Raw genomic sequence first — 15,711 nt, 5'->3', positions numbered from 1 at the left:
CGCGCGTTTCACGGGGAAGAGGCAGCAAATGGAATGGTATTGGTGGGTCCTCATCGTCTTCTGGATGGGTGGCTTCGGCTGGGCGGCCGACAACGCGCGCACCGCGCTGCGCACCCGCCACGAGCGCAAGATGGAGCGCCTTGAGGCGGCCAAGCGCGAGCGGCTGGCCGTGGAGGCCGCGAACCGGCCCCCCGAGCCGGTCTGCGGCTGCACCCACCACCTCGCCAAGCACGACAAGCAGGGCAAGTGCCATGAGCGGGTCGAGGTGCCGGTGGCGTGGGACGAGTCGAAGAAGCCGGTCCGCTTCGAGTCCGGTCAGTGCAACTGCCAGCAGTACGTGGGTCCGCAGCCGCTGTCCCAGGTGTACGCGGAGGAGCTCACGGACCTCGCGTGACCAGCCGCTCGGCCACGCCGGTGAGCCAGGCGCCGGGGCCGTACGGGGCGGGCGGGTCGACCTCCATGCCGAGCTCGGCGAGCGCGTCGGCGTACCCGGACTCGTCGAGCCCCAACCCGAGGAGTTCGTGCACTTCCCCGGTGAGCCGGGCGACCAGATCGGTCGCGGTACTGCCCAGATAGTCGTCCATGGCGGCGTCGTGGTCGTCGAACTCATCCGGCATGTCCTGCGAGAACCACCCACCGAGCAGCTGCCCGAGCTCGGGGAAGCGGGCATGCCACTCCCAGTGGGTAAGGGGTGCGCCGGGCGGCGGCACCTCACCTTCTTCGACACTGTGCCGAATATGGTCGGCCAGCGTGACGAGCCAGGCCTGGATCGCGGACTCGGCGAGCCCCACATCGGGCACGGGATAGAACTCCCCGAGCCGCAGCCGGAGCCGCCCGGGCGGATTCTTCGCGTACTCCCGAAGCTGCGCCTCGGCGGTGGCCAGCGCCCAGGGCCGGGTGTGCCAGGTGTGCCGCAGATAGGCATCGAGGGCGACACTGCGCGTCTCGGGCGTATCGTCGGCGGCGAGCCCGAGATAGGCCCGCAGAACCTGATCCAACTCCCCGTACTTACGGTCGTGTTCAAGCGGCTTGAGGGACATAGGGCTCTGGCCTCTAGAGGTAGACGGGGAAGGTGGCGTGCACGGTGAAGCCGAGCGGGCTGGCGTCGCTGCGCTTGAGCACGACCCGCGCGGCCCGCACCTCGACGGCCCCGCGCCCGGCCAGCATCATGGCCTGCAACAGCACCCGCCCGACCGGCTCCTCCCGCGACGGCCAAGCGGCCTCGACGGCGAGCCGCTCCCGGGTCGACTGCCCGAGCCACCGATGAATGACCTGCTCGTTGTGGGTCACCACGTGCTGGGTGGCCCATTGGGCGGTGGCGCGGTCGGGGTAGGTGGCGGAACGGTTACGCATTGCCAGGTCGCCTATCGTCTCAGGTCGGTCTGCCAGACCGGAGGGTGGAATTCCTTCATGTGGGCGATGCACAGCTTCGCCAGCAGGGGGAGGAAGTCCACGAAGTCCGCGTCGCCCGAGCCGCCGCCGAGTTCCTGGGCGAAGAAGCGGTCCAGGGTGTCCTCGTCGTGGAAGAGCGCCAGTGCCTCGGTGCATTCGGCGGCCACGCCCGGGAGTTCGCCGGAGCAGGCGGGGTGGACCCGGGCGATCCACATCTGGATGCCCTCTTCGACCGTGGCGTCGCTCATCTCGTCGGAGATCGCGATGCCGTCCTGGCCGAAATAGACGGACAGCACCTGGGTCAGGCGGGGGAAGCGGAGCAGGAGTTCCCTTGTCGTGGGCGTCGCCTCGGTTTGGGGGAGGCTGTTCCATTCCTCGACATGGGCCGCGATTTCCCGGAGTACTGTCGGGGTGCGGTCGGCGGGATTCGCCGAGGGAATGTGTTGCAGGGCGGGCGGCAGATCCGACGCGGCCGCGGCGAAGAGGTCCGCTGCCAGGCGGAGTTCGGCCGCGATCTCGTAGAGGTTCCGGCCGCCCCCCTCCGCGGAATTCGCCAGGCCCCGGATCAGCGGAGCCAGAGCGGGCTGCCATTCCCCGGGATCGCCGGGCAGCGTGCCGTGCCGGAACGGTTCCAGGAGGGTTCTGGCACCGGCCAGCCGGAAATACTCGATCGTCTCTTGGCGGAATGACACGGTGTCAGGGCTTCTTTCCCACGACCGGCATGGACGTCATGACGGTGAACGGCGGATCGAGATCCGGATTGTAGACAAGTTTGGTCTTGACGCCGTAGGTGTCCTCGGCCTTGCCCACCGGGTTCGGGTCGGTCCGCATCTCCTGCCGGTCGATGCTGCGGCCGGTCACGCCGTACGGAGTCTGGTCGGAGGTGAACTCAAGCGGCGCGCCCTTGTCCGGATGCTTCGCGATCCACTCGCTGATGGCCTGCTTGTTCTGGTCGATGTTGTACTGGGTGACCCGCTGCGCCGAATCCAGGTCCTTGAACGTCGACGCGTTCGCCAGCCTCGGCTGACCGTAGGGCCAGGAGCTCTCCGGCTTCACCGGGCCCTTCAGCTCGTCCCGCAGGCGCTGGGCGAGCTGCTCGTCGGTCAGGCCGACGTGCTTGTTGATCGTGTGCGAGTTCTCCAGCCACTCCGTGGAGGCCAGGTCCAGGTCGTAGATGCCCAGGTCGGTGTTGCCCGGCTTGGTCCACCGGTGGCTCTGCTTGAACTCGTCCATCGACCGCGCGCCGTACGCCTCCGCCCTGGCCTCCTCCGCCAGGTACGTGGGCGCGCTGTCGAACGCCTCGTCCAGCTCCGGAAGCAGCGCCTTGAGCGCGGTGGCCGCCTCGTGGAACGCCTTCTGGTAACCGTCGACCGCGTGGTCGACCCCGTCCTTGTCCATGTGGGAGCGGAACTTCATGGCGATCTCCACGACCATCATCCTGGCCGCCAGCTTGGTCATCTCCTCGAAGTCGAGGTCTTCGGTGATGTCCTTGATGGTCGCCTTGCCGGCCTCCGCGCCGAGCCGTGACGTGGTGGCCCGGGTGGTGTCGGCCACCTGCGCCACGTCGTGGAAGATCTTCTGCACCGCGGTGCCGGTCTTCACCAGGATCTCGATGATCGGCTGGCGGTCGCCCGGCGCCTTGTCGGGGTTGGTGCGCCACTCACGGCCCGTACCGCCCTTGGGCACGGCCTTGCCGTCCTCGCTGCGCGGCTCGCCCCAGGAGGTGGTGCCCCAGACCGACTGGCAGAAGCCGTTCATGGCGTGCTGCCAGTCGTTGTTCTTGCCGTCGGTGATGCCGCCGATGATGTCCGCGAAGTTGTGCGCGGACGTCTTGGCCGCCTCGCCCGCCGCGTGCCAGGCGTCGCCGATCTTGCGCAGGTCGTCCGTCTCGGCGCCCGGCGTGATGTCGTACGTCTTGCCGAGCCGCAGGCCGTCCTTGATGGCGGGCTCGATCGCCCAGGCGATGAAGTCCGGGATCTCGCCGAGCGCCGCGAGGAACGGGACGTCGGTGCCGTCGCCCGTACCGGTCCACTGGATCGAGGCGACCGGGCCGTAGTGCGTGTTGCCGACGCCGATCGGCGGATCCTGGCGGGGCGCCGGGCCGTCGTGCTTCATCCCGGCGGCCGCCCAGTCGGCGGCCTGGTAGTGGTCGGCCGTCGTGGTGAGGCCGACGGCGACACCGCCGATGCTCTGGATGCTGCGCGCCCACACGTCCAGGAACCGCTTGGCGACGTCCGTGTACGCGGCGGCGAACGCGTCCGGGCCGTCCCCCTTGCCCGCGGCCTGACGCTTGTGGACGTCCTCGACCAGCTGGTTTCCGGCCTTGTGGAAGTTGAACTGCTCGTCCCGTACGAGCGCGGAGGCGTAGTAGAGATGGCCCGGCCGCACGTCGAAGCCGCCGTTCGCGTCGGGCTTCGGCTGCTTGAGCTGCTCCCGTTCCCACTCGCGGCGCTTGTCGCTGGGCAGGCCGTCGGGGCCGGTGGGCGGCGGTGGCGGCGGCTTGTAGTTGGGGTCGGGGGCGGTGCCCGGCGACGGCGAGGGCGTCTTGCCCGGGTCCGGGTGCGAGGGCTTGACGTCGCCCGCAGACGGCGAGGCCGAGGCCGACGGCTGCGGCGGGGGAGGCGTGGCCATCAGGCGGCCCCCCAGCCGCGCAGCACGGCCCGGTGGGCCGACGCGTAGTTGGCGTGGCCGGTGGTGACGACCTCGTGGAGCCAGGCCTGGCGGGCCTGGAGGTCCTGCATGTCGCGGTCCCAGCGGTCGAGTTCGTCGACGAACGCCTCGCGGGCCGCGCCGTCCCAGGTCAGCACGACCTTCTCGGTACGGTCGTAGAGCGAGCCCAGCTTCTCGTTGAGCTGCTTGAGGATGTCCTCCAGCTCTCCGGCGAGCTCGCGCAGCGTGCCGAAGCTGACGGCTATGTGGTCGTCGTCGGGCATGTTCCCCTGTTCCCCCGTTGAGCGTTCGTACGGTTCAGAGATCGGCGATGCTGCTGCGCGGGCCCGGCTCGGGCGCCTGCAGCGCGTCGGCCTCGCGGGCCACGTCGACGTGGTTCTGTATCTCCCGCATCCGCGCCAGGACTTCGAGGTCCTGCTCGCTGAACCCGTCCCGGCTCAGCCGCACGGCCTCCTCGATGACCTGGAGGACGCCCCGGATGCGCACGGCGTCCTTGGCCGCGCCCCGGTGCAGATCGCGGTAGGCCGACCCGGCCGGGCCCTTCCAGCCCGCCTCGATCCGGTCGACGATCCCGTCCATCCGGCGGACCTGCTTGTCGAGATGGCGCTGCATCTCGTCGAGATCGCGGGCCAGCGTCTTGAGCCCGTCCTCGTGGGGCACGCCGAGATCAGGTTTCTTGTCCATAAATCGCCTCCCCCGAACGTCTGGATGATCTCTTGCACCCTAACAACGCCCTGTGACAACAGAGCAGTTGCAAAGAGGAGGGGATGTGACGAGCGTTACGCCGGGGCGGCCACCGGATGTCCGACCAGCATCGTCGGTGCTCCCGCCACCCGGGTCAGGAACACGGTGGCCGAATTGCGCCCCTGGAGCTTCATCTTGCGCCGCAGCTCCTCCGGCTCGACCGCCGAGCCGCGCTTCTTGACGGTCAGGATCCCGACCTCGCGCTCACGCAGCAGCGCCTTCAGCTTCTTCATGTTGAAGGGAAGCTCGTCGGTGATCTCGTACGCGGTGGTGTACGGGGAGTCGTACGGCTCGTCGTTCGTCACGTACGCGATGGTCTCGTCGACGAGGCGGCCGCCGCTCGCCGCGACGATCTCGGCCACCAGATGCGCGCGGATGACGGCGCCGTCCGGCTCGTACAGATACCGCCCGACCGGTCCCACCGGCGGGGCCGGGAGCGGCGCCGAGGTCCACAGGGAGGCGTGCGCGGGCAGGAGCGTGGCGCGGACGGAGCCGGGGGTGACGGCGCCGCGCATCCCGCCGGTGCCGGGGGACTCGGCGGCCCCGCCGCCGAACCACAGCACCGCCTCCTTCACGTCCCCGCCGTCCGAGATCCACTCCGCCTCGGCCTCCGGCGGGATCGCCTCGTGCGGGATGCCGGGGGCGATCTTGAGGGCGGCGAAGGGCGCCTTCAGAGCCGCCCCGACCGCCCACGACAGCGGCGGCGAGTACGCCTCGGGGTCGAAGATACGGCCACGTCCGCCGCGCCGCGCCGGGTCGACGAACACCGCGTCCCACCCCGACGTGTCCACGTCCGCCACATCCGCGCACCGCACCTCGATCAGCCCGGCGAGCCCGAGCGCCGCCGCGTTGGCGCGGGCGACCTCGGCCGTCAGCTCGTCGCGGTCCACCGCGAGGACCTCGATGCCCGCGCGGGCCAGCGCGAGCGCGTCGCCGCCGATGCCGCAGCAGAGATCGGCGACCCCGCGTACGCCGTGCGAGGCGAAGACCCCGGCGCGGTACGCGGCCACCGTGGCCCGCGTCGACTGCTCGACGCCGTTGGGCGTGAAGAACATCCGGTACGCGTCGTCCGCGCCGAACTTCGCCACCGCGCGCTGGCGCAGCCGCGCCTGGGCGAGCGCCGCCGAGACCAGCTCGGGGGCGTGCGTGCGGCGCAGCCGGGTCGCCACCGCCAGCTCCTGGGACGGGTCGTAGTCGCGGAGCGAGTCCAGCAGGCCCAGGCCCTCGGGGGTGAGCAGGGCGCGGAAGGAGTCGAGGTCGTTCACCTGCCCCATTGTGGGCCAGGCGGGGGACGGGGCGCGTCCCGTGGCGGGTGTCGCCCCGGCGATCCGGCCGGGCGCTGACAGGATGCGGCGGCATGCAGCTTGTACGACAAAAGGAAGAATCCGGACCACACGGACCGTGCGTATCGCGCAGAGCGCCGCACGGGCACCGCACCCCCTGCCTCGTCCTCGCCGGTCTCGTCGCCGCCGCGCTCGCCTCCGGGTGCGCCGCCGAGGAGCCGGGCGGCGGGCGGCACGGGGCCAAGCCCGCCGGCGGCTCGCAGGCGTACCAGAACGACGCCGCCCGCGCCCTCGCCGGCTACTCCGACCAGCTCAAGGAGGCGCAGGCGGCCAGGGTCGCCGCCACCAGGAAGTGGAAGCTGGCCAAGGTGCCGCTGGCCGCGCCCGCCCCGCCCGCCGTCAAACCGAAGATCACCAACCGGCCCGGGTTCGAGACCGACGGCGGGGACTCGCTGCCGCCCGTCTTCACCACCGTGCCGACGAAGAAGCGGATCGTCTTCCTGACGATCGACGACGGTGCCGAGAAGGACCCGGCGCTGCTGAAGATGATGCAGGAACTGCGCATCCCCTACAGCGCGTTCCTCAGCGACTACCTCGTCCGCACCGACTACCCGTACTTCAAGCGGATGCAGGGCCTCGGCGTCACCCTCAACAACCACACCCTCAACCACCGCTATATGCCCGCGCTTTCGTACGAGACGCAGCACCACGAGATCTGCGACCAGCAGGACAGGATCGAGAAGTGGGCGGGCAAACGGCCCCGGCTCTTTAGGCCGCCGTACGGCAACTACAACGAGGACACCCTGCGCGCGGCTCAGTCGTGTGGCGTCAAGGCCGTGCCCTTGTGGGCGGCGGAGGCGTTTCCCGATCACATGGAGTGGCGCGAGTGGGACCGCGACCTGCACCCCGGCGACATCATCCTGACCCATTTCCGCGGTCGCGAGGACTGGAAGGGCACCATGCCCGACATGATCCGCAACGTCATGAAGGTGGTCACCGACAAGGGGTACGCGGTGGCCAGACTGGAGGATTACGTATGACACGCGCGCACCGGCGGCTGGCCGGTCTGCTGGTGGCCGGTGCGCTCGCGGTCTCGCTGTTCTCCTTGGCGGGCTGCGCTCAGTCCGTCGACCCGATCGGGCGGCTCGGCCGCAAGGCGGCGGCGAAGGTCGCGCCGGGCAGGGGCGGCCGGGAGGCCGCCGCGCGGCGGTGGGGGCTCGCGGTGCCGCTCCCGCCCGCCCCCGCGCCTCCCGCGCGCCGGCTCGCGCTTCCGTTCGTGGTGGACCGGGTGCCGCTGCCGGAGCGGCAGAAGGTCGTCTTCGTGACGTACGACGGGGCCGTACGGGACCCGGCGCTCCAGCGGATGGTGCGCGAGCTGAAACTGCCGGTCTCGACGTTCGCCCCGTCCGGCCGCGCTGTGGACCTGCGGGCACTGCCGTACGAGGGGCAGCGGGCGGAGATCTGCGGGCGCGGGACGCGGCCGCGGCTGTTCCGGCCGCCGTCCGGGGGGTACAACGCGGACACCCTGCGGGCGGCGCGGTCGTGTGGGGTGCGGTCGCTGGTGCTGTGGCGGGCGTCGATGTCCGCGCGGGGGGATGCGCTGCGCTACCGCTCCGGGGCGCGGCTGCGCCCCGGCGACATCGTCCTGGCCCGCTGCACCGGCCCCGGCACACCTGCCGCACGGGCCGCGCGGATGCTGCGCCGCATTCAGGAACAGGGGTTCACTGTGGGGCGGTTGGAGGATTACGTGTAGGGGGGCGTTTTTCTGCGGGCCGGTGGGGGCTTGTCGCGCAGTTCCCCGCGCCCCTAAAGGGCCGCTCTGCGGCCCGCCGCGTCGCTCACCCTGATCAGCAGCGCGATCATCAACCAGTTCGCCACCAGGGACGATCCTCCCTTCGCCAGGAACGGGAGGGCCTTGCCGGTGAGGGGGATCAGGCCTGTTACGCCGCCGACCACCACGAACACCTGGAGGGCGAGCGCCGCCGCCAGGCCCGTGGCGAGGAGTTTGCCGAACGGGTCGTGGGCCGCCAGGGCCGTGCGCAGGCCCCGCTGGACGAGCAGCGCGTACAGGACGAGCACCGCCATCACCCCGGCCATCCCCAGCTCCTCCCCGACCGTGGTCAGGATGAAGTCGCTGCGGCCCGCGAAGCCGACGAGCTCGGGGTGGCCCTCGCCCAGGCCCGTACCGGTCAGGCCGCCGCTGCCGAAGCTGAACAGGCCCTGCGCCAGTTGGTCGGAGGTGAGGCCGGGCGGCCGCTGGTCCGGCGGCAGGAACACGTCCATGGGGTGCTGCCAGGCCACGATCCGGCCCCTGACATGCGGTTCCGTCGAGCCGACCACGTACGCCCCGACCGCCGCCATCAGCACCCCGCAGACGATCCAGCTGGTGCGCTCGGTCGCCACGTACAGCATGACCACGAACAGGCCGAAGAAGATCAGCGAGGTGCCGAGGTCGCGTTCGAAGATCAGGACCAGCAGGCTCAGCACCCAGATCGCCACCAGCGGCGCCATCTGGCGGCCCGGCGGCAGCCGGACGCCGAGGACCTTGCGGCCGGTGAGCGCCAGCGAGTCGCGGTGGGTGACGAGGTAGCCCGCGAAGAACAGGGTGATCAGGATCTTCACGAACTCGCCCGGCTGGAGCGAGAACGGCCCGAGGTAGATCCAGCGCTTGGCGCCGTACGTGTCCGCGCCGAACAGCGACGGCGCCATCAGCAGGACGAGCGCCACCGCCATCGAGACATAGATGTAGCGCTGGAGGCGCCGGTGGTCGCGCAGGAGCGCCACGACCGCCAGGCATCCCGCCAGCCCGATGACCGTCCAGATCAGCTGCCCGGAGGCGGTCGGCAACGACTTGTACGCCCGCGCGTACGCCGGGTCGAGCCGGTACAGCAGCACCAGCCCGAGGCCCGACAGGAGCACGGCCAGGGGCAGGATCAGCGGGTCCGCGTACGCGGCGAACCGGCGGACGACGAGGTGCCCGGACAGTGCGATCAACGTCATGCAGACCGCGAACTCGGCGGTGGCGCGCGGGAGTTCACCGGTCGCCGCCACCGACACGCAGGCGTGGCCGCCGACCGTCACGACCACGACGAGCGCGAGCAGCAGCGCCTCGGTGCGACGCCGGGCCAAGGCGAAAGCCCGGCCGGGCGCGGGCGCCGGCGCACGCGCGGCCTCCGGCTCAAGGCCCGCCCCCGGCCCGGGCTCCGCCCCCGGCCCCGGGCCCGCGCCCGCCCGAAGGCCCGTACGAATCGTCCTCATCCGTCCGACCTTAGGGACCCTTATGCCCGTATGGCGATGATTCGGGGGCAAGAAACGGTGTCGCAAAGTCCACATGGGTAAGAAACAACCCGAAACGGAAAAACGCCCTCACGCTCGCGAATCCGGCCGCCACGGCCGTCGGCTTGGCACTCCGCTTGACCGAGTGCTAACCGCCGTCCTAGTCTCGCTTCTGGCACTCCCCACCGGAGAGTGCCAACACAGCGACGGGCAGGTCCGGCACCCGCGACGACGGATCCACCTGGTCGCCACCCCAAACAGTTAACCCCGTGAGATCTCCGAAGGGGGAGACCGGATCGTGACGACCGCCAGCTCCAAGGTTGCCATCAAGCCGCTTGAGGACCGCATCGTGGTCCAGCCGCTCGACGCCGAGCAGACCACGGCCTCCGGCCTGGTCATTCCGGACACCGCGAAGGAGAAGCCCCAGGAGGGTGCTGTCCTCGCCGTGGGCCCGGGCCGCTTCGAGAACGGCGAGCGCCTGCCGCTCGACGTCAAGGTCGGCGACGTCGTGCTCTACAGCAAGTACGGCGGCACCGAGGTGAAGTACAACGGCGACGAGTACCTCGTCCTCTCGGCTCGCGACGTGCTCGCGATCATCGAGAAGTAATCGCTTCACCCGGCACATGTGCCTGAGCTGCGCCCCTGGTCATCCCGCTAGCCGGGCGGCGAGGGGCGCAGTTTTCATTAACCGAGTTTTCCGAGAGGGCTGAACCGCTGCCATGGCGAAGATCCTGAAGTTCGACGAGGACGCCCGTCGCGCCCTTGAGCGCGGCGTCAACAAGCTTGCCGACACGGTCAAGGTGACGATCGGCCCCAAGGGCCGCAACGTCGTCATCGACAAGAAGTTCGGCGCTCCCACCATCACCAACGACGGTGTCACGATCGCCCGCGAGGTCGAGCTCGACGACCCGTACGAGAACCTGGGCGCCCAGCTCGTGAAGGAGGTGGCGACCAAGACCAACGACATCGCGGGTGACGGCACCACCACCGCCACCGTGCTGGCCCAGGCGCTGGTCCGCGAGGGCCTGCGCAACGTCGCCGCCGGCGCCTCCCCGGCCGCCCTGAAGAAGGGCATCGACGCGGCGGTCAAGGCCGTGTCCGAGGAGCTCCTCGCGACCGCCCGCCCGATCGAGGACAAGACCGACATCGCCGCCGTGGCCGCGCTCTCCGCGCAGGACGCCCAGGTCGGCGAGCTCATCGCCGAGGCGATGGACAAGGTCGGCAAGGACGGTGTCATCACCGTCGAGGAGTCCAACACCTTCGGCCTGGAGCTGGAGTTCACCGAGGGCATGGCCTTCGACAAGGGCTACCTGTCCCCGTACATGGTCTCCGACCAGGAGCGTATGGAGGCCGTCCTCGACGACCCGTACATCCTGATCAACCAGGGCAAGATCTCCTCGATCCAGGACCTGCTGCCGCTGCTTGAGAAGGTCATCCAGGCCGGCGCCTCCAAGCCGCTCCTGATCATCGCCGAGGACGTCGAGGGCGAGGCGCTCTCCACCCTGGTCGTCAACAAGATCCGCGGCACGTTCAACGCCGTGGCCGTCAAGGCCCCGGGCTTCGGCGACCGCCGCAAGGCGATGCTCCAGGACATGGCCACCCTCACCGGTGCCACCGTCATCGCCGAGGAGGTCGGCCTCAAGCTCGACCAGGCCGGTCTGGACGTGCTGGGCACCGCCCGCCGCGTGACGATCACCAAGGACGACACCACGATCGTCGACGGCGGCGGCAACAGCGCCGACGTGGCCGGTCGCGTCAACCAGATCAAGGCCGAGATCGAGGCCACGGACTCCGACTGGGACCGCGAGAAGCTGCAGGAGCGCCTGGCGAAGCTCGCCGGCGGTGTCTGCGTGATCAAGGTCGGCGCCGCCACCGAGGTGGAGCTCAAGGAGAAGAAGCACCGCCTTGAGGACGCCATCTCGGCGACCCGCGCCGCGGTCGAGGAGGGCATCGTCTCCGGCGGTGGCTCCGCGCTCGTCCACGCCGTCAAGGTCCTCGAAGGTGGCCTGGACAAGTCCGGCGACGAGGCCACGGGTGTCGCGGTCGTCCGCCGCGCCGCCGTCGAGCCGCTGCGCTGGATCGCCGAGAACGCCGGTCTTGAGGGCTACGTCATCACCTCGAAGGTGGCGGAGCTGGAGAAGGGCAACGGCTTCAACGCCGCCACCGGCGAGTACGGCGACCTGGTCAAGGCCGGCGTCATCGACCCGGTCAAGGTGACGCGCTCCGCCCTGGAGAACGCCGCCTCCATCGCCTCCCTGCTGCTCACGACCGAGACCCTGGTCGTCGAGAAGCCGGCCGAGGAAGAGGCCGACGCCGGTCACGGCCACGGTCACGGCCACAGCCACTGACGTCGTACGACGTCCGGCTGCGTACGTACGTAGTACGTGTGAAGGCCCCCGCTCCCGCCATCTCGGCGGGGCGGGGGCCTTTCCCGTTCCGGGTTCTGGGTCTGGGGTCCGGGTTCCGGGTTTCGGGAGGCTCGCGGTGGCTCGGGCCGTCCGGGGGGGCCGGTGGCTCAGCCCATGGCGCCCAGTTGCTTCATGAGCTTCATGGCGTCGTAGTGCCACCAGCCTTCCTGGATCTTGTCGTTCTTGAACCGGAAGATCGTGGTGCCGGTCATGGTGACCTGCTTGCCGGTGGCCGGGATGCCCATGAAGTCGCCCTTGTGGGTGGCCTTCCAGGTCCACAGCGTCACCACGTCGTCGCCCTCGCAGATCTGCCGGTCGAGGTCGAAGGCGAAGTCGAAGGCCGACCGCCACCCGGTGACGTCGTCGCGCAGCACGTCGGAGCCGACGACCGTGTCCTCCTCCTTGATGCTGTCGTGGCCGGCGTAGTCGCGCGCGAACACCTCGTCTATCGCGTCGAGGTTGCCGCCGGTGGCGATCTCGTGGAAGAACCGGCGGGCGGTTGAAGCGTTCAACTGGTCGTTGCGCACCACATCCAGGTCCGTGAAGGTGGGCATACCGTCGCAGAGCGCCACCATCTCCTCGAAGATCCGGTTGGTCTCCGGGAGGTTCGAGTTCGCCATGGCCTCCTCGTACGAGGGGAATTCGACGATCTCGACGAAGTGGGACGCGTCGGAGCGGTCCTTGCCGATGACGTTGTGGGAGGCGGTCCGCTTGCCCTTGGTCAGCTCGATCCACTGGTCCATGAGCTGGTCCAGATCGCTGAACCGCTCGGTCTTGAAGTCGATTATCTGTGCGAATGTCATGGTGTCTCCCGGCTGGCTCGTGGAGCGATACGTCCATTTTAGTGAGATTTGACCAGGCGGGGTGGGTGAGCGACGGGGGAGCGGGTGGGGGTGCGGCGGGGCGTAGTGGCTCGCGCCGAGTGGTGCGTCGATGGCTCACGCCGAGTGGTGCAGGGCCTCCGGGAGTACGGGGTCGGTGAACGGCACCCCGGCCGCGTACCGCTCCAGCTCGTCGAGCGCCCGGTCGGCCATCCGGTGCAGCTCGTTGCCGAGCGACCCGGCGATGTGCGGGGTGAGCAGCACATTCGGCAGGTCGTACAACGGGCTCTCGCGGGGCGGGAGTTCGGGCTCGGTGACATCCAGTACGGCGTGCAACCGGCCGGAGACCAGCTCGCCGAGCAGCGCGGACTCGTCCACCAGGGAGCCGCGCGCGGTGTTCACGAGCGTCGCCCCGTCGGGCATCGCGGCCAGCTGGCGGGCGCCGATCATGCGCTCGGTGGCCGGGAGCTGGGGCGCGTGCACCGAGACGACACTGCTGCGCGCGCACAGCGTGTCCAGGTCGACGAGCTCGACGCCGAGCTCCGCCGCCTCGACCGCGTCGACGTACGGGTCGTGCAGCAGCACCCGGAAGTCGAACGGGCGCAGCAGCTCGATCACCCGGCGGCCGATCCGGGACGCCCCGACCAGGCCGACGGTGCGGTGGTAGTTGCCGGTGCCGTCGGACGCCCGCAGCCAGTCGTGCGGGGCGCGCAGCTCGGCGTACCGCTGGGCGGCGGGCAGCACGTGCTTGCCCGCGAACAGGATCGCGGCCAGCGTGTACTCGGCGACCGGCAGCGCGTTGGCCGCGGCTGCCGAGGTCACCGCGATGCACCGCTCCCAGCACGCGTCGGTGATGTGGTGCTTCACCGACCCGGCGGCGTGCACGACGGCCCGCAGCCGGGGCGCGGCGGCCAGCACCTCGGCGGTGAGCCGGGGCGCTCCCCAGCAGGTCAGCAGCACTTCGGCCGTCGCGAGCGCCTTTGCCACGAGGGGTGTGGGCGAGGTGAGGTCGTGGGCGACGAGGCGGGGGTCGGTTTCGGCGAGCGTGGTGAGGCGGACGCGGTGCCGCTCGGCGAGCAGTCGGTCGGCGATGCCGGGGCCCATGGCGAGGAGGACGGCGGGGCGGCGGGCGGGTGCGGTGGGGCGGTGTGCGGATGCGCCGTGTTCGGACGGGCCGCCTTCGGAGGGGCGGTGTTGGGACGGGCCGTTGTCGGACGGGCCGTTGTCAGTGGCGTGGTGCATGGTGGAACTCGAGCTCCTCACGGGGGCGTTGTCCATGGGTAACCGGCTGTTCGTCCGTCCGGTCACTTGACGCTGCCCGCCGTGAGACCCGCCTTCCAGTGCCGCTGGAGGGCGACGAAGGCGACGACGAGGGGGAGGACGGCGAGGAGGGAGCCGGTGACGACGAGGGGGTAGAACGAGGGCTCGGCGTGGGTGTTGGAGTTCCACGAGTAGAGGCCGAGGCTCAGCGGGAAGAGCTTCTGGTCCGAGAGCATCACCAGGGGGAGGAAGAAGTTGTTCCAGATAGCGGTGAACTGGAGGAGGAACACGGTCACGAACCCGGGCATCACCATGCGCAGCCCGATCGACCAGAACGCGCGCAGCTCGCCCGCCCCGTCGATACGGGCCGCCTCCAGCGCCTCGTCGGGGATGTAGCTCGCGCTGAACACCCGGGCGAGATAGACGCCGAACGGGTTCACCAGGACGGGGATCAGCACCGACCAGTACGTGTTGACCACCCCGGTCTTGCTGGCCAGCAGATACATCGGCAGCGCGAGCGCGGTGGAGGGCACCAGCACGCCCAGCAGCACCACCCCGAACAGCTTCTCCTTGCCCCGGAAGCGGTACTTGTCGAAGGCGTACCCGGCGGCGACGCTGATCAGCGCACAGACCAGCGCGCCCCCGCCCGCGTACAGCAGTGAGTTGAGATACCAGCGGAAGTAGACGCCGTCGTTGTACGAGGCCAGGTCGGAGAGGTTCCTGCCGAGGTCGAAGCCCTTGAAGGAGAACGCGTCGCCGCCGAGCAGACCGCCGGTGTTCTTGGTGGACGCGGTGATCAGCCAGAGGAGCGGGAAGAGCGTGTAGCCGACGGAGAGCAGCAGGGCGCCGTTGACGGCGGCTTTGGAGAGCCAGCGGCTTGGGGTGGTCACGTCCGCGCCCCCTTCCGGGTGGTGAGGCGGGTGACGGCGAAGGACAGCAGCGCGGCGGTGAGGGCGAGCAGAACGGCCGCGGCCGCGGCGAGCCCGTAGTCGTTGCGGGCGAAGGCGGCGGTGTAGGCGTACATGTTCGGTGTCCATGTCGAGGTGACCGCCGAACCGCTGCCCTGGTTGAGGATGAGCGGCTCGGTGAACAGCTGGAGCGAGCCGATGACGGTGAACAGCGCGACCATCCCCAACGAGGCGCGGATCAGCGGGACTTTGACGCTGAACGCGGTCCGCCAGGCGCCCGCGCCGTCCACCGTGGCCGCTTCCAGGACGGTCCGGTCGATGGCCTGGAGGGCCGCGTAGAAGATCACCATGTTGTAGCCGAGCCATTCCCACAGCGCGATGTTGACCACGGAGGGGAGGGCGCCGTCGGGCGAGAAGAAACTGAAGCCGACACCGCCGGAATCCATCGCCCGTACGACCGGGCTGAGGCCGGGTGTGTAGAGGTACACCCAGATCAGCGCGGCGATGATGCCGGGCACGGCGTGCGGCAGGAAGAGCGCCAGCTGGAAGAAGCGGCGGGCGCGGGCGAGCCCCGAGTCGAGCAGCAGCGCGAGGACGAGCGCCCCGCCGACCATCAGGGGGATGTAGACGACGCAGTAGCCGAGCAGGATCCAGAACCCGTCGCGGAACGCCCGGTCGCCGAGGGCCGCCGTGTAGTTGTCGAGCCCGCTGAACACGGACTTCGCCCCACCGAACCCCAGCCCCGACTGCTTCTCGGTGAACAGACTCAGCCAGACCGCGTACCCGATCGGCACGACGGTCACGGCGGTGAACAGGACGAAGAAGGGCGCGAGGAGCACGGTGGCGGCGGCGTTGGTACGCCGACGGGTGGTGCGGGCGTCTCGGCGGCGGGCGGTTCCGGTTGCGCCGTTCACGCGAGCCTCGCGGTGCGTCCGGTCCGCTCCGGCCG

General features: G+C 70.1%; 17 protein-coding genes. 5 read left to right on the top strand and 12 right to left on the bottom strand.

The features are described 5' to 3' along the window. The first annotated feature begins 28 nt into the window (after window positions 1–28). Window positions 29–394, top strand: coding sequence for a hypothetical protein (locus tag ACT1U9_RS12075; RefSeq protein ID WP_444538338.1), 366 nt, complete (start codon window positions 29–31; stop codon window positions 392–394). Here the strand turns inward: ACT1U9_RS12075 and ACT1U9_RS12070 are convergent. From ACT1U9_RS12070 to ACT1U9_RS12040, 7 genes are all read right to left on the bottom strand, one after another. Next, on the bottom strand, window positions 378–1,040 hold the full coding sequence (locus ACT1U9_RS12070; RefSeq protein ID WP_444538337.1) for a contact-dependent growth inhibition system immunity protein: 663 nt from the start codon (window positions 1,038–1,040) through the stop codon (window positions 378–380). The genes ACT1U9_RS12075 and ACT1U9_RS12070 overlap by 17 nt on opposite strands. A 13-nt stretch (window positions 1,041–1,053) precedes the next feature. Then, window positions 1,054–1,353, bottom strand: a complete 300-nt coding sequence (locus tag ACT1U9_RS12065) for an RNase A-like domain-containing protein (RefSeq protein WP_444538336.1) — start codon at window positions 1,351–1,353, stop codon at window positions 1,054–1,056. Window positions 1,354–1,364: 11 nt separating this feature from the next. Then, window positions 1,365–2,084 carry a hypothetical protein gene (locus tag ACT1U9_RS12060; protein ID WP_444538335.1) on the bottom strand — a complete coding sequence of 240 codons (720 nt, stop codon included), beginning with the start codon at window positions 2,082–2,084 and terminating at the stop codon, window positions 1,365–1,367. A 4-nt stretch (window positions 2,085–2,088) separates the two neighbouring features. Further along, entirely contained in the window at window positions 2,089–4,023 is a 1,935-nt protein-coding gene (locus ACT1U9_RS12055; RefSeq protein ID WP_444538334.1) for an RNase A-like domain-containing protein, read from the bottom strand. Then, window positions 4,023–4,325: a WXG100 family type VII secretion target gene (locus ACT1U9_RS12050; protein WP_188276347.1), complete on the bottom strand. Its 303-nt coding sequence runs from the start codon at window positions 4,323–4,325 to the stop codon at window positions 4,023–4,025. Before ACT1U9_RS12050 ends, ACT1U9_RS12055 begins: the two co-directional genes overlap by 1 nt. A 34-nt stretch (window positions 4,326–4,359) precedes the next feature. Beyond that, window positions 4,360–4,746, bottom strand: a complete 387-nt coding sequence (locus tag ACT1U9_RS12045) for a WXG100 family type VII secretion target (RefSeq protein WP_444538333.1) — start codon at window positions 4,744–4,746, stop codon at window positions 4,360–4,362. A gap of 95 nt (window positions 4,747–4,841) precedes the next feature. Then, window positions 4,842–6,080 carry a THUMP-like domain-containing protein gene (locus tag ACT1U9_RS12040; RefSeq protein ID WP_444538332.1) on the bottom strand — a complete coding sequence of 413 codons (1,239 nt, stop codon included), beginning with the start codon at window positions 6,078–6,080 and terminating at the stop codon, window positions 4,842–4,844. An 83-nt stretch (window positions 6,081–6,163) separates the two neighbouring features. On the opposite strand from ACT1U9_RS12040, the gene ACT1U9_RS12035 reads away from it, so the two are divergent. Beyond that, complete coding sequence (locus ACT1U9_RS12035; RefSeq protein ID WP_444538331.1) at window positions 6,164–7,129, top strand: polysaccharide deacetylase family protein; 966 nt, start codon at window positions 6,164–6,166, stop codon at window positions 7,127–7,129. Then, on the top strand, window positions 7,126–7,842 hold the full coding sequence (locus tag ACT1U9_RS12030; protein ID WP_444538330.1) for a hypothetical protein: 717 nt from the start codon (window positions 7,126–7,128) through the stop codon (window positions 7,840–7,842). The genes ACT1U9_RS12035 and ACT1U9_RS12030 overlap by 4 nt, the downstream gene beginning before the upstream one ends. A 53-nt stretch (window positions 7,843–7,895) precedes the next feature. On the opposite strand, the gene ACT1U9_RS12025 is transcribed toward ACT1U9_RS12030, so the two are convergent. Continuing rightward, window positions 7,896–9,347 (bottom strand): FtsW/RodA/SpoVE family cell cycle protein, encoded by a 1,452-nt coding sequence (locus tag ACT1U9_RS12025; protein WP_444538329.1) that lies wholly within the window; start codon window positions 9,345–9,347, stop codon window positions 7,896–7,898. A 316-nt stretch (window positions 9,348–9,663) separates the two neighbouring features. Here ACT1U9_RS12025 and groES point away from each other — a divergent pair, with 316 nt between their 5' ends. Together groES and groL are read left to right on the top strand one after the other, a co-directional pair. Next, a complete protein-coding gene (gene groES, locus ACT1U9_RS12020) occupies window positions 9,664–9,972 on the top strand; it encodes a co-chaperone GroES (protein WP_004955293.1) in 309 nt (102 codons plus the stop codon). Window positions 9,973–10,084: 112 nt separating this feature from the next. Then, the gene (gene groL / locus ACT1U9_RS12015) at window positions 10,085–11,713 is read left to right on the top strand and encodes a chaperonin GroEL (RefSeq protein WP_444538328.1); all 1,629 of its coding nucleotides are present in this window, start codon (window positions 10,085–10,087) and stop codon (window positions 11,711–11,713) included. Window positions 11,714–11,880: 167 nt separating this feature from the next. Here the strand turns inward: groL and ACT1U9_RS12010 are convergent, their stop codons facing one another. The 4 genes from ACT1U9_RS12010 to ACT1U9_RS11995 form a co-directional block, all read right to left on the bottom strand. Further along, a complete protein-coding gene (locus ACT1U9_RS12010) occupies window positions 11,881–12,576 on the bottom strand; it encodes an ester cyclase (RefSeq protein ID WP_444538327.1) in 696 nt (231 codons plus the stop codon). Window positions 12,577–12,711: 135 nt separating this feature from the next. Then, complete coding sequence (locus tag ACT1U9_RS12005) at window positions 12,712–13,698, bottom strand: hydroxyacid dehydrogenase (RefSeq protein WP_444539080.1); 987 nt, start codon at window positions 13,696–13,698, stop codon at window positions 12,712–12,714. 200 nt (window positions 13,699–13,898) lie between these two features. Continuing rightward, complete coding sequence (locus tag ACT1U9_RS12000) at window positions 13,899–14,744, bottom strand: carbohydrate ABC transporter permease (RefSeq protein WP_444538326.1); 846 nt, start codon at window positions 14,742–14,744, stop codon at window positions 13,899–13,901. Next, window positions 14,741–15,676, bottom strand: a complete 936-nt coding sequence (locus ACT1U9_RS11995) for a carbohydrate ABC transporter permease (RefSeq protein ID WP_444538325.1) — start codon at window positions 15,674–15,676, stop codon at window positions 14,741–14,743. The genes ACT1U9_RS12000 and ACT1U9_RS11995 overlap by 4 nt, the downstream gene beginning before the upstream one ends. Window positions 15,677–15,711 lie beyond the last annotated feature (35 nt).

The sequence above is a fragment of the Streptomyces sp. BR1 genome (genome assembly GCF_052373795.1).
GTDB lineage: Bacteria > Actinomycetota > Actinomycetes > Streptomycetales > Streptomycetaceae > Streptomyces.
Note: the sequence above shows the minus strand (reverse complement) of the source record. Positions and strands in the feature narration are given on the sequence as shown.